Consider the following 12,584-nt stretch of genomic DNA (forward strand, 5'->3'; position numbering starts at 1 on the left):
CGGGGGCGCTCCGGCCCCAGCGAAAGGCTCTTTCCGTGGCAATTCTCGAGTTCGTCCTGCAGGTCGTGCTGGGCATCACCAGCGTCCTGCTGACTCTCCTCATCCTCTTGCACAAGGGTCGCGGCGGCGGCCTGTCCGACATGTTCGGCGGCGGCATGACCACTGCGGTCGGCTCCTCCGGTCTCGCGGAGCGGAACCTGAACCGCTTCACGGTCGTCCTGGCGCTCACGTGGTTCATCGCCATCGTGGCGCTCGGCCTCATCACGAAGTTCGAGGTGATCTGATGGCTACCGGTGGAAACGCGATCCGCGGTACCCGCGTCGGTTCCGGTCCCATGGGGGAGCAGGACCACGGCTACCACGCCGACCGCATCGCGGTGTCGTACTGGGACGGTCTCGGCAACGAGACGGTCCGCTACTTCGCCGCCGGTCTCCCCGAGGAGGAGATCCCGGAGATCATCGATCACCCGCAGTCCGGTCTTCCGGCCGGGCGCGACAAGGAGAACCCTCCTGCCGTCGCCAAGGCCGAGCCGTACAAGACGCACCTGGCCTACGTGAAGGAGCGTCGCACGGACGAGGAGGCCGTCCAGCTCCTGGAGGACGCCCTCACCCAGCTTCGCGAGCGTCGGGGTCAGTGACCGCCGATTGAGCGAGAGGAGAAGCCGCCGTGGTGACCACGGCGGCTTCTTCCGTCTCAGCGGCAGCCGGCCGCCGCGTCGATGTAGTTCTGCGGGGGATACCCGTAGGCCCAGACCCCGTTGGCGTCGTCCGTGAAGCCCATGCTGATCGCCCAGGCCGTCGCCCACTTCTCGATGCTGTCCTGGGTGGACGAGTCGTACATGCCCTCGCACTTCACGCTGATGGCATGGCCCACCTCATGGGCGACGAGCGCGCGGCTGCGTTCGGCGGGCCACTGCTCCGCCACCGAGTCCGACAGCTGGATGACCGCGCGCCCCGGATCGTCCCACCACCAGGTGGTGTACCCGCCCATGCTGCCGTTGTACCCGGCGCCGTTGACGAGAGGGGCCCAGTCGAATTCCAGCAGGACGCCGGGCGCGAGAGACCGCGCGAACGCCTCCACCTCGAGGCGGGCGTTCTGCAGCGGACCGGCCTTCTCCGCGAGCTCCGCGTTCTCCGCGGAGACGACCTCGGTGGCGGCCTGCTGCAGGGCGACATAGGCGGCCGCGGCCGCGTCGTCGACCTCGGTGACGGCGAGAGCGTCGGATGCGGCTCCGCGCAGAGCGATCACGGCGGCGTTGCGAGTGGACGGATGCGCGGTCTCGAAGGCGCCCGCGGCCTCGGCCGCGGCGGTGAGCACGGACACGCCGGTCGTCCGCACCGCGTCCACGCTCGCGGCGGCGGACGCGGAGGCGCTGTCCATCGACTCGGCGACGTCGCGCAGGATGCTCTGGTCCTCGGCGAGACGGCTCGTCGCGGCGAAGAGGTCCCAGAACCAGCCGGGTTTCGTCTCGTCGGCTGGGAGCCGCGTCGCGAGGACGTCCTCGGCCTCGCCGCCGGTGGTCTCGCCCTCCGCCACGGCGGAGTCCAGGGCCGCCCAGAGATCCTCCGGAACGGCGAGGGCAGGCGCGCCGGTGTCGATGATGACATGGCCGGCATCCGTCGCCGCGATCAGATCGGCGGTCCGCTGCCGGAGTTCCGTCTGCTGGGCGGTCACCGATCGAGTGGCGTCCTCGACCCCGCTGGCGGCCTCGTCGTACCCCTGGTTCGCGACGAGCTGCGTGATGCCGAGACCCGCCAACACCGCGACCGTGCCGACGGTGCCGGCGAGGACGCCCCTGAGCGATCGCCGGTCGCGCGGCGGCCGGGGGACGCCGGACGGCGAGGAGAGGACGGCCGGGAGGCGATGCCCACCCGGAGCCGGCACCATGGCGGTCGCGGCAACCGACGGCGGAGGGGCGGTCACGAGGCGCTCATCTCGGCAGGCCTTCCGGTCGGGAGCTGATCCTGTCAGCGTATTCGACCGAGGTGACAACGTGGAGGGGGTGACGGGAATCGAACCCGCGCAATCAGTTTGGAAGACTGAGACTCTACCATTGAGCTACACCCCCGGAACCGGAGTCCGGACTCCATCGATCATAGCGGACGGTCGGGCATGCTCCTGTCCGTTAGACTCGGTTGGGCTGAATCTGCGTGCGGATTCCCCGGGGCGTAGCTCAGCTTGGTAGAGCGCCCGCTTTGGGAGCGGGAGGTCGCAGGTTCAACTCCTGTCGCCCCGACTCGACCCCACGACCTTCCAGCCGCGTTCTGCGCGGAAACCACAAGGAGAACACACCAGCATGGCGAACAGCACCGTCGAGAAGCTGACCCCGACCCGGGTCAAGCTCACCATCACGGTCACCCCGGACGACCTCAAGCCCAGCATCGCGCACGCCTACGAGCACATCGCGCAGGACGTCCAGATCCCCGGCTTCCGCAAGGGCAAGGTGCCCGCTCCGATCATCGACCAGCGCATCGGCCGCGGCGCCGTCATCGAGCACGCCGTGAACGAGGGCCTGGACAAGTTCTTCCGCGAGGCGACCGCCGAGCACAAGCTCCGCATCGTCGGCCGCCCGTCGGCCGAGATCACGCAGTGGCCGAACGAGAAGGACTTCTCGGGCGACCTGCTCGTCGACGTCGAGGTCGACGTGCGGCCGGAGATCGAGCTCCCCGACTACGCGGGCATCACCCTCGAGGTCGACGCCGTGGAGGCCGACGAGGCCGCCCTCGACGCCGAGCTCGAGAACATGCGCGCCCGCTTCGGCACGCTCATCCCCGTCGACCGCCCCGCGGCCAAGGGCGACTTCGTCGAGCTGGACCTCGTCGCCACCATCGACGGCGCCGAGATCGACCGCGCCGAGGGCGTCTCCTACGAGATCGGCTCCGGCGAGCTCCTCGAGGGCATCGACGACGCGATCGAGTCGCTCACCGCCGGTGAGGACACCACCTTCCGCTCCGCCCTCGTCGGCGGCGACCACGCCGGCAAGGAGGCGGAGGTCTCCGTCACCGTCAAGGCCGTCAAGGAGCGCGAGCTTCCCGAGGCCGACGACGAGTTCGCGCAGATCGCGAGCGAGTTCGACACGATCGCCGAGCTGCGCGACAGCCTGCGCGAGCGCGTCGAGCAGCAGGGCGTCTTCACGCAGGGCTCCGCCGCCCGCGACAAGCTCGTCGAGACGCTGCTCGCGCAGATCGAGATCCCGGTCCCGCCGCAGCTCATCGAGGACGAGGTGCACAACCACCTCGAGGGCGAGGGCCGTCTCGAGGACGACGTGCACCGCGCCGAGGTGACCGAGGCCAGCGAGAAGCAGTTCCGCACGCAGGTGCTGCTCGACACGATCGCCGAGCAGGCCGACGTGCAGGTCTCGCAGGAGGAGCTCTCGCAGTACCTCATCCAGTCCGCCGCGCAGTACGGCATGGCGCCGCAGGAGTTCGTCGAGGCGCTGCAGTCCTCGAACCAGCTCCCCGCGCTGGTCGGCGAGGTCGCCCGGAACAAGGCGCTCGCGATCGCCCTGGGCAAGGTCAAGGTCGTGGACACCAACGGCAAGGCCGTCGACCTCTCCGACTTCGTCGTGACCGACGACGAGGCCGAGTCCGAGGACGAGAAGCCCGCCGAGGCCGAGGAGAAGCCGGCCGCGAAGAAGAAGGCCCCCGCCAAGAAGGCGGCCGCCAAGAAGGATGCCGACGCGGACGAGAAGCCCGCTGCGGAGAAGAAGCCCGCCGCCAAGAAGCCGGCGGCGAAGAAGGCTCCGGCCAAGAAGGACGCCGACACCGCCGAGTGATCGGCACGGTCGAGTGAAGAGGGCGGGTGCTGCGGCATCCGCCCTCTTTCTCATCGAGGGAAGGACGACGGGATGACGAGCTGGGACGACCGCATCGAGCAGGTGTGGGCGGAGGCCTCCGGAGAGGAGGTCGGCGACGAGACGATCGCGCGCATCGACGCCCTCGCCGCCGAACGGGGTGCGGACGACGCGAGGGTCGAGTTCGAGCGCGCCGGTGCTCGCGATTCCGCCGGGCGCCCGGCGGAGGCCGTGGAGCTGTACCGCCGCGCCCTGGCGCTCGGCCTCGACGAGGAGCACCGCCCGCAGTGCGTGATCCAGCTCGCGAGCTCGCTGCGCAACCTCGGTGACTACGACGAGGCGCTGCGGGTGATCCGCGCCGAGGAGGAGATCGCGGCGGACGGGGCGTATCGGGACGCGGTCGCGGTGGTGCACGCCCTCATCCTCGCGAGTGCCGGCCGGCCCGCGCAGGGCCTGTCGGTGGCCATCCTCGCGCTCGTCCCGCACCTGCCGCGCTATCACCGGTCGATGACGGCGTACGCGCACGAGATCGCGGGCAGCGACACCTGATATGCCGACGGCGAACACGACCTAGGGGCTGTGCGCGCGCCGGTAGATTCGAATCACTGAAACACGGAAGCAGGAGCTGACATGGCTGAACCCCTCGTCGCGACAAGCGTCTTCGACAGGTTGCTGAAGGACCGCATCATCTGGCTCGGCTCGGAGGTGCGAGACGACAACGCCAACGAGATCTGCGCGAAGATCCTCCTTCTCGCCGCCGAAGACTCCGAGAAGGACATCTACCTCTACATCAACTCGCCCGGCGGCTCGATCACCGCGGGCATGGCGATCTACGACACGATGCAGTTCGTGCCGAACGACATCGTCACCGTCGGCATCGGCATGGCCGCGTCCATGGGCCAGCTGCTGCTGACGAGCGGCACCAAGGGCAAGCGCTACATCACGCCGAACGCCCGCGTGCTGCTGCACCAGCCGCACGGCGGCTTCGGCGGCACCGCGAGCGACATCCAGACCCAGGCGCAGCTCATCCTGTCGATGAAGAAGCGCCTCGCCGAGATCACCGCGTCGCAGACCGGCAAGCCCGTCGAGCAGATCAACGCCGATGGCGACCGCGACCGCTGGTTCACGGCGGAGGAGGCCCTCGAGTACGGCTTCGTCGACCACATCCGCGAGCACGCCAGCGACGTCACCGGCGGCGGCGGCACGGGCGTCGAGTAAGGATTCGAGAGGACACCATGTACACACCCACGTTCCAGTCCGCCGGAAACCTGCCCTCCAGCCGGTATGTGCTGCCGCAGTTCGAGGAGCGCACCGCCTACGGCTTCAAGCGCCAGGACCCGTACAACAAGCTGTTCGAAGACCGCGTGATCTTCCTCGGCGTGCAGGTCGACGACGCGTCGGCCGACGACGTCATGGCACAGCTCCTCGTCCTGGAGAGCCAGGACTCCGAGCGCGACATCACCATGTACATCAACTCGCCCGGTGGCTCGTTCACCGCGATGACGGCGATCTACGACACGATGCAGTACGTCGCGCCGCAGATCCAGACCGTCGTGCTCGGCCAGGCGGCCTCGGCCGCGTCCGTGCTGCTCGCGGCCGGTGCCCCCGGCAAGCGTCTCGCCCTGCCGAATGCGCGCGTGCTGATGCACCAGCCCGCGATGGGGGAGGCCGGCCACGGTCAGGCCTCCGACATCGAGATCCAGGCGGCGGAGATCCTCCGCATGCGCACCTGGCTCGAGGAGACCATGGCCCGTCACACCGGCAAGCCGGTCGAGCAGGTCAACCGCGACATCGATCGCGACAAGATCCTCTCGGCCAACGAGGCGCTGGAGTACGGCATCGTCGACCAGGTGCTCACCTCGCGCAAGCGCGCGTAGTCCGCATCCGCAGAGAAGGACGCCCGTCGAATCGACGGGCGTCCTTCTCGCATCTCCGGCGGATGCGCGCGGGAGGATGGCGGGACTGCGCATACGAGCAGACGGGTGCGCGAACGCTGAATCCGGCCTACCCTGGAGGAGGAAGGAGGACACCGTGGAAGAAGATCTGCTCATGGTCCGGGTCGCCGAGCTGTACTACGACGAGGACAAGACGCAGGACGAGATCGGTGGTCTCCTGAAGATCTCCCGCTGGAAGGTCGGGCGCCTCCTCACGCAGGCGCGTCAGCGCGGCATCGTCCGCATCGAGATCGTCCACCCGCGCGCCCGTCGGCTCGGCCTCGAACGCGAGCTCGTGGAGCGGTTCGGCTTGACCGACGCGGTGGTCGTCCCCTCGCCGGAGGGCGACGAGGGCACCCTGGAGCGCGTCGCTCAGGCGGCGGCCGACTTCCTGACCGCCCTCCGTCCGGTTCCGCGCACGCTCGGCGTGAGCTGGGGCAAGACCCTCCGCGCCGTGGCCGAGGCCCTGCCCGACGGCTGGGCGAACGGCGTCACCGTCGTGCAGCTCAACGGCGGTGTCAGCCTCAACCGGCGCTCGGGAGGGGCCGCAGGACTCGCGGTGACCATCGCCCAGCGCGCGTCCGGCCAGGTCTCGCTGCTGCCGAGCCCCGCGATCCTGGAGCACGTCGAGACGAAGCAGGCCATCGAAGGCGACCGCACCGTCGCGGCCGTGCTGGAGGAGGCGGCGGACGCCCAGGCGTTCCTGTTCACCGCCGGACCGTGCGATGCGACCTCCGCCCACGTCGAGAACGGCTATCTCACGGCCGCCGACGTGGAGGAGCTGGCACGTCGCGGTGCCGTCGGCGACGTCCTCGGGCGCTACGTCGACGCCGAGGGCAACATCGTCGACCCGCAGCTGGACGCCCGCACGGTCGGCGTCTCGCTCGACCGCCTGCGCGGCGCCGCGCGGGCCATCTTCGTGACGGCGGGTCCCGCCAAGCACGACATCGCGCGCACGGTCGTGACCAGCGGCCTGTGCGGGGTCCTGGTGACCGATGAGACCACAGCACGAGCATTGTTGGAGGAACAGTGACGACGACAGAACTCAGCCGCAGGACGGCGGTGGACGTCCTCGGCGGTGAGCCGGACGACGCGACCCTCCGTCGTTTCCTGCACGGCCTCCCCGGCGTGGACGCCGTCGGGCTGGAGCAGCGCGCTGCCGGCCTCGGCACGCGCTCCATCAAGACGACGTCGAAGGCGTGGGCGCTGGACACGATCATCAAGCTGATCGACCTGACCACCCTGGAGGGGGCGGACACCCCTGGCAAGGTCCGTTCGCTCGTCGCCAAGGCGAAGAACCCGGATGCGGCGGATCCGTCCACGCCTCGGGTGGCGGCCGTGTGCGTCTACGGCGACATGGTCGCCGGAGCGGTCGAGGCCCTCGGCAGCCTGCACGGCGACCCCGACGACGGCCTCATCTCGGTCGCCGCGGTGGCCACCGCCTTCCCGAGCGGCCGGTCCTCCCTCGCGATCAAGCTCGCCGACACCGCGGAAGCGGTCGCCGCGGGTGCGGACGAGATCGACATGGTCATCGACCGCGGTGCGTTCCTGTCCGGCCGCTACGGGCTGGTGTTCGATCAGATCGCTCAGGTCAAGGAGGCGTGCCGCCGTGAGGACGGCTCGTACGCCTCGCTCAAGGTGATTCTCGAGACCGGCGAGCTGAACACGTACGACAACATCAAGCGTGCCTCCTGGCTCGGCATCCTCGCCGGCGGCGATTTCATCAAGACCTCGACGGGCAAGGTGCAGCCGGCGGCGACGTTGCCGACCACGCTACTCATGCTGGAGACGGTGCGCGACTGGTATCGCGGGACGGGGGAGCGGATCGGCGTGAAGCCCGCCGGCGGCATCCGCTCGTCGAAGGACGCGGTCAAGTACCTCGTCACCGTCGCCGAGACCGTGGGGGAGGAGTGGCTCCAGCCGCACCTGTTCCGCTTCGGCGCCTCGAGCCTGCTCAACGACGTGCTCCTGCAGCGCCAGAAGCTCACCACCGGCCACTACTCCGGCCCCGACTACGTCACGATCGACTAGGACACCCGACATGTCATTCCTGGAATACGCTCCGGCTCCGGAGTCCACGGCGGTGCTGAACCTCAAGGACAGCTACGGGCTGTTCATCGACGGCGAGTTCGTCGACGGCTCCGGCACCCCCTTCCGCACCATCTCCCCGGCGACGGAGAAGGAGATCGCCGAGATCGCCTCCGCCGACGACGCGGACATCGACCGCGCTGTCGCCGCGGCCCGTCGCGCCTACGACAAGGTCTGGTCGCGCATGAGCGGCCGCGACCGGGGCAAGTACCTGTTCCGCATCGCCCGCCTCGTGCAGGAGCGCGCCCGCGAGCTCGCCGTCGCCGAGAGCCTCGACAACGGCAAGCCCATCAAGGAGAGCCGCGACGTGGACGTGCCCCTCGTCGCGTCCTGGTTCTTCTACTACGCGGGCTGGGCCGACAAGCTCGACTACGCCGGGCTGGGTGCGAACCCGCGTGCTCTGGGTGTCGCCGGTCAGGTCATCCCGTGGAACTTCCCGCTGTTGATGCTCGCGTGGAAGCTCGCGCCCGCGCTGGCGGCCGGGAACACGGTCGTGCTCAAGCCGGCCGAGACCACGCCGCTGACGGCACTGATCTTCGCCGAGATCCTGCAGCAGGCCGATCTCCCTGCCGGTGTCGTGAACATCGTCACCGGAGCCGGGGCGACCGGTGCCGCCCTGGTCCGTCACCCGGACGTCGACAAGGTCGCCTTCACCGGCTCGACGGGTGTGGGTCGCGACATCGCCCGCGCCGTGGCGGGGACGAACAAGAAGCTGACGCTGGAGCTGGGCGGCAAGGCCGCGAACATCGTCTTCGACGACGCGCCGATCGATCAGGCCGTCGAGGGCATCGTCAACGGCATCTTCTTCAACCAGGGCCACGTGTGCTGTGCGGGCAGCCGCCTGCTGGTGCAGGAGTCCATCCATGACGAGGTCGTCGACCGGCTGAAGAACCGGCTGTCGACGCTGCGTCTCGGTGACCCGCTCGACAAGAACACGGACATCGGCGCGATCAACTCCGCCGCGCAGCTCGCCCGTATCCGTGAGCTCAGCGACATCGGCGAGGCCGAGGGTGCCGAGCGCTGGACCGCCGACTGCGCGATCCCGGAGCAGGGCTTCTGGTTCGCTCCGACGATCTTCACCGGCGTCGAGGCCTCGCACCGCATCGCCCGCGACGAGGTCTTCGGGCCGGTGCTGTCGGTCCTCACCTTCCGGACGCCCGCTGAGGCGATCGCCAAGGCCAACAACACCCCGTACGGTCTCTCCGCCGGCATCTGGTCGGACAAGGGCTCGCGCATCCTCGCCGTCGCCGACCGGCTGCGCGCGGGCGTCGTGTGGGCGAACACGTTCAACCGTTTCGACCCGTCGAGCCCGTTCGGCGGCTACAAGGAGTCCGGGTACGGCCGCGAGGGCGGTCGCCAGGGCCTCACCGCCTATCTCAAGGGAGCCGCAGCATGAGCAAGCGACTGACCGTTCCGAAGACCTACAAGCTCGCGATCGGCGGGGCCTTCCCCCGGAGCGAGTCCGGACGCACGTACGAGGTCGTCTCCCGCAAGGGCGCCTTCCTCGCCAACGCCGCCAAGGCCTCCCGCAAGGACGCCCGCGATGCGGTCGTCGCCGCGCGCGCCGCCGTCAAGGGCTGGTCGGGGGCGACGGCCTACAACCGCGGCCAGGTGCTCTACCGGGTCGCCGAGGTCCTGGAAGGGCGTCGCGCGCAGTTCGTCGACGAGATCGTGGCGCAGGAGGGCATCTCGTCCTCGGCGGCCACGGCGCAGGTCGACGAGGCGATCGATCTCTGGGTCTGGTACGCCGGCTGGTGCGACAAGTACGCCCAGGTGGCGGGAAACGCGAACCCCGTCTCCGGTCCGTACTTCAACATCTCGGTGCCCGAGCCCACCGGTGTGGTCGCCATCGTGGCCCCGCAGGACTCGGCGCTGCTCGGCCTGGTGTCGGTGGTCGCCCCGGCCCTCGTCGCCGGGAACACCGTCGTCGTGGTCGCGAGCGAGCAGTACCCGCTCTCCGCGATCAGTCTCGCCGAGGTGCTCGCGACCAGTGACGTGCCAGGGGGCGTGGTGAACGTGCTCACCGGCTCGCCGGCGGAGATCGCGCCGTGGCTCGCCTCGCACCAGGATGTGAACGCCCTCGATCTCGCCGGCGCGGGCGCGCTGGAGTGGGTCGACATGCAGATCGCCGCGGCGGAGACGCTGAAGCGCGTGCTCGCCCCCGGCGACGTGGTCGCCTCGCCGGAGCGGATCGCCGCGTTCACCGAGGTCAAGACGGTCTGGCACACCAAGAGCATGGTCTGACGACACGTCAGGATGACCGAGGGCCCCGTCGCGCACCGCGCGGCGGGGCCCTCGTCGTGCGAGCAGCGTGCGGGCGCCGCCAGTGCTGTGGTTTCATGGCGGCATGATGGCGATCTCCGGCATCCGCGCCCGCCCCGGGCGAGTGACGCTCGTGCTGGCAGCGATCCTGCTGCTCGGCGGCTGCGCTGCGGCGCCGGCCGGCGTCGCCGCCGGAGAGCCGACGCCGACTGTGACGCCCACCGCCGCCTGCCCGCAGGTGGACGGCGCCGAGCTTCCGCCGGAGTGTGCGCCGTACGACCCGGAACACGCGATGGAACAGAACGACCGGCATCGTGAGCGGATGGAGACGTCGGCCGAGGCGCGGGCCGCCGCCGAGCGGCCGGCGGCGGACCTCCGCGTGCGTCTCGAAGCGCTGCGCACGGAGGGCATGATCTCCGTGACCGCCGTCGAGGACGCCTTGCGCGAGGTCGGCCTCGTCCATCACGTCGCCCGGGGAGATGCGCGCGCGGTGGCGTTCGGGGCCGACGGTCCCGAGGGTGGCTGCGTCTTCGGGGAACTGCGTCCCGACGAGGTCCGCGTCGAGGTCGGCGGATACATCATGGACGGCGGCTGCCTCCCCGCGGAATGACGGTGGAGGCACCGTCGTCCGCCGGACCCGCCGAACGACTCGTCGCCAATGCGGCCCGGTGTCGTATGCAGCGGTTAGGCTCGAAGAACGATCCTGATCCCCCCCGAGGAGGACGCGCATGGCCCGCATCGGTGAAAGCGCTGACCTGTTCAAGTGCTCTTTCTGCGGAAAGAGCCAGAAGCAGGTGCAGCAGCTCATCGCCGGACCCGGCGTGTATATCTGCGACGAGTGCGTCGAGCTCTGCAACGAGATCATCGAAGAGCGCATGGCGGAGTCGTCTGCCGAGGGTGTCGCCGAGTTCGAGCTGCCGAAGCCCCGCGAGATCTTCACCTTCCTCGAGGAGTACGTCGTCGGACAGGAGCCCGCGAAGCGTGCGCTGTCCGTCGCCGTCTACAACCACTACAAGCGCGTGCGCGCTCACGGCACCCTGCAGCCTGCTGAGCAGAAGGCCGAAGAGGTCGAGATCGCCAAGAGCAACATCCTGCTCATCGGACCCACGGGCTGCGGCAAGACCTACCTGGCGCAGACGCTCGCCAAGCGCCTCAACGTGCCGTTCGCCGTCGCCGACGCGACGGCACTGACCGAGGCGGGCTACGTCGGCGAAGACGTCGAGAATATCCTCCTCAAGCTCATCCAGGCCGCCGACTACGACGTGAAGCGCGCCGAGCAGGGCATCATCTACATCGACGAGGTCGACAAGATCGCCCGCAAGGCCGAGAACCCGTCGATCACCCGCGACGTGTCGGGCGAGGGCGTGCAGCAGGCGCTGCTGAAGATCATCGAGGGCACGGTCGCCTCGGTGCCGCCGCAGGGTGGTCGCAAGCACCCGCACCAGGAGTTCCTGCAGATCGACACCTCGAACGTGCTCTTCATCGTGGCCGGCGCCTTCGCCGGGCTGGAGGACATCGTCTCGGCGCGCGTGGGCAAGCACGGTGTCGGCTTCGGTGCTCCGCTGCACGACAAGGGCAAGGACCTCGACCTGTTCAGCGAGGTGCTCCCGGAAGACCTCCACAAGTTCGGTCTCATCCCGGAGTTCATCGGTCGTCTGCCCGTCGTGACGAACGTGTCACCGCTCGACCAGGCCGCCCTCATCGACATCCTCACCGGTCCGCGCAACGCCCTCGTCAAGCAGTACCAGCGCATGTTCGAGCTCGACGGCGTCCAGCTCGAGTTCGAGGAGGACGCGCTGCGATCGATCGCCGACCTCGCCGTCGAGCGCAAGACCGGTGCCCGCGGACTCCGTGCCATCCTCGAGGACGTGCTCGGTCCGGTGATGTTCGAGATCCCCTCTGCCGAGGACGTCGCGAAGGTGATCATCACCCGTGCCGCCGTCGACGAGGGCGCCCCGCCCACCATCGTGATGGAGCGCAAGCGCAAGAGCGCCTGAACGCCTGCTCAGGCCACGGGCATGAGCAGGTCCGTGCGGAGCTCGTCGGGATCGACACCGGGGTCCGAGACGTAGACCTCGATCCAGACGCCGCGCGGGTGCAGCCCCGCCTCCGCGGCGCGCGCGACCAGCCCGGCCCACCCGGCACCGAGACCGTCGTAGGAACCGAAGACGCTGCTCGCGACGGCCTGCCCGGTCGGCAGGGTCGAGGGGATGATGGCTGCCCCGTCGCCCGTGGCGATCGGGTCCGAGGGTGGGGCCTGGACCGGGAAGCCGAGCTCCAGGTCGAACACGCCCATCGGATCGCCGTGGTAGATCGCGAGCGCCGGGCCGGCGGGAATCAGGGTGCCCGCAGCGAAGGCGGCACCGATCGCCGCGTATCCGGAGTCGAAGGCATCGCGGAGGTCGGCGATCCGGATGCCCTCGTGGCGGATGACGGCCAGGGGGACGGCGTCCAGCTCCAGGGTGTCTGCGGGGCCGAACGGAGCGTCAGGGAATGCGTCCATGCGC

The 12,584-nt window shown here is 69.6% G+C and carries 14 protein-coding genes and 2 tRNA genes; 13 read left to right on the forward strand and 3 right to left on the reverse strand.

Annotated elements, in window-relative coordinates; translation table 11 throughout:
- Window positions 1-35: 35 nt before the first annotated feature.
- Together secG and AB0300_RS03840 are read left to right on the forward strand one after the other, a co-directional pair.
- Window positions 36-284: a preprotein translocase subunit SecG gene (gene secG, locus AB0300_RS03835; RefSeq protein WP_025105023.1), complete on the forward strand. Its 249-nt coding sequence runs from the start codon at window positions 36-38 to the stop codon at window positions 282-284.
- The gene (locus tag AB0300_RS03840) at window positions 284-637 is read left to right on the forward strand and encodes an RNA polymerase-binding protein RbpA (protein WP_025105022.1); all 354 of its coding nucleotides are present in this window, start codon (window positions 284-286) and stop codon (window positions 635-637) included. The genes secG and AB0300_RS03840 overlap by 1 nt, the downstream gene beginning before the upstream one ends.
- A gap of 56 nt (window positions 638-693) precedes the next feature.
- Here AB0300_RS03840 and AB0300_RS03845 read toward each other — a convergent pair whose 3' ends face one another.
- Together AB0300_RS03845 and AB0300_RS03850 are read right to left on the reverse strand one after the other, a co-directional pair.
- Complete coding sequence (locus tag AB0300_RS03845; protein WP_249521020.1) at window positions 694-1,923, reverse strand: hypothetical protein; 1,230 nt, start codon at window positions 1,921-1,923, stop codon at window positions 694-696.
- 71 nt (window positions 1,924-1,994) lie between these two features.
- A tRNA-Gly gene (locus AB0300_RS03850) sits at window positions 1,995-2,068 on the reverse strand.
- 94 nt (window positions 2,069-2,162) lie between these two features.
- Here AB0300_RS03850 and AB0300_RS03855 point away from each other — a divergent pair.
- The 11 genes from AB0300_RS03855 (at window position 2,163) to clpX (ending at window position 12,074) form a co-directional block, all read left to right on the forward strand.
- Window positions 2,163-2,236 (forward strand) — tRNA-Pro (locus AB0300_RS03855).
- A 60-nt stretch (window positions 2,237-2,296) separates the two neighbouring features.
- Window positions 2,297-3,775 (forward strand): trigger factor, encoded by a 1,479-nt coding sequence (tig, locus tag AB0300_RS03860; RefSeq protein ID WP_085607830.1) that lies wholly within the window; start codon window positions 2,297-2,299, stop codon window positions 3,773-3,775.
- A 72-nt stretch (window positions 3,776-3,847) separates the two neighbouring features.
- Window positions 3,848-4,342 carry a tetratricopeptide repeat protein gene (locus tag AB0300_RS03865; protein WP_366215495.1) on the forward strand — a complete coding sequence of 165 codons (495 nt, stop codon included), beginning with the start codon at window positions 3,848-3,850 and terminating at the stop codon, window positions 4,340-4,342.
- Window positions 4,343-4,423: 81 nt separating this feature from the next.
- Entirely contained in the window at window positions 4,424-5,011 is a 588-nt protein-coding gene (locus tag AB0300_RS03870; protein ID WP_025105018.1) for an ATP-dependent Clp protease proteolytic subunit, read from the forward strand.
- A 17-nt stretch (window positions 5,012-5,028) separates the two neighbouring features.
- The gene (locus AB0300_RS03875; RefSeq protein WP_025105017.1) at window positions 5,029-5,670 is read left to right on the forward strand and encodes an ATP-dependent Clp protease proteolytic subunit; all 642 of its coding nucleotides are present in this window, start codon (window positions 5,029-5,031) and stop codon (window positions 5,668-5,670) included.
- 154 nt (window positions 5,671-5,824) lie between these two features.
- Window positions 5,825-6,760 (forward strand): sugar-binding transcriptional regulator, encoded by a 936-nt coding sequence (locus AB0300_RS03880; protein WP_060921184.1) that lies wholly within the window; start codon window positions 5,825-5,827, stop codon window positions 6,758-6,760.
- Complete coding sequence (deoC, locus tag AB0300_RS03885; RefSeq protein ID WP_025105015.1) at window positions 6,757-7,758, forward strand: deoxyribose-phosphate aldolase; 1,002 nt, start codon at window positions 6,757-6,759, stop codon at window positions 7,756-7,758. The genes AB0300_RS03880 and deoC overlap by 4 nt, the downstream gene beginning before the upstream one ends.
- Before the next feature lie 10 nt (window positions 7,759-7,768).
- Window positions 7,769-9,211: an aldehyde dehydrogenase family protein gene (locus tag AB0300_RS03890; protein ID WP_062766778.1), complete on the forward strand. Its 1,443-nt coding sequence runs from the start codon at window positions 7,769-7,771 to the stop codon at window positions 9,209-9,211.
- Entirely contained in the window at window positions 9,208-10,059 is an 852-nt protein-coding gene (locus AB0300_RS03895) for an aldehyde dehydrogenase family protein (protein ID WP_025105013.1), read from the forward strand. The genes AB0300_RS03890 and AB0300_RS03895 overlap by 4 nt, the downstream gene beginning before the upstream one ends.
- 103 nt (window positions 10,060-10,162) lie before the next feature.
- Window positions 10,163-10,687: a hypothetical protein gene (locus tag AB0300_RS03900; RefSeq protein WP_366215496.1), complete on the forward strand. Its 525-nt coding sequence runs from the start codon at window positions 10,163-10,165 to the stop codon at window positions 10,685-10,687.
- A gap of 118 nt (window positions 10,688-10,805) precedes the next feature.
- Window positions 10,806-12,074: an ATP-dependent Clp protease ATP-binding subunit ClpX gene (clpX, locus tag AB0300_RS03905; protein WP_025105011.1), complete on the forward strand. Its 1,269-nt coding sequence runs from the start codon at window positions 10,806-10,808 to the stop codon at window positions 12,072-12,074.
- Between the two features lie 8 nt (window positions 12,075-12,082).
- Here the strand turns inward: clpX and AB0300_RS03910 are convergent, their stop codons facing one another.
- Entirely contained in the window at window positions 12,083-12,580 is a 498-nt protein-coding gene (locus AB0300_RS03910) for a GyrI-like domain-containing protein (protein ID WP_366215497.1), read from the reverse strand.
- Between the last annotated feature and the right edge of the window lie 4 nt (window positions 12,581-12,584).

The organism is Microbacterium sp. NPDC078814 (assembly GCF_040702645.1).
Lineage (GTDB): Bacteria > Actinomycetota > Actinomycetes > Actinomycetales > Microbacteriaceae > Microbacterium.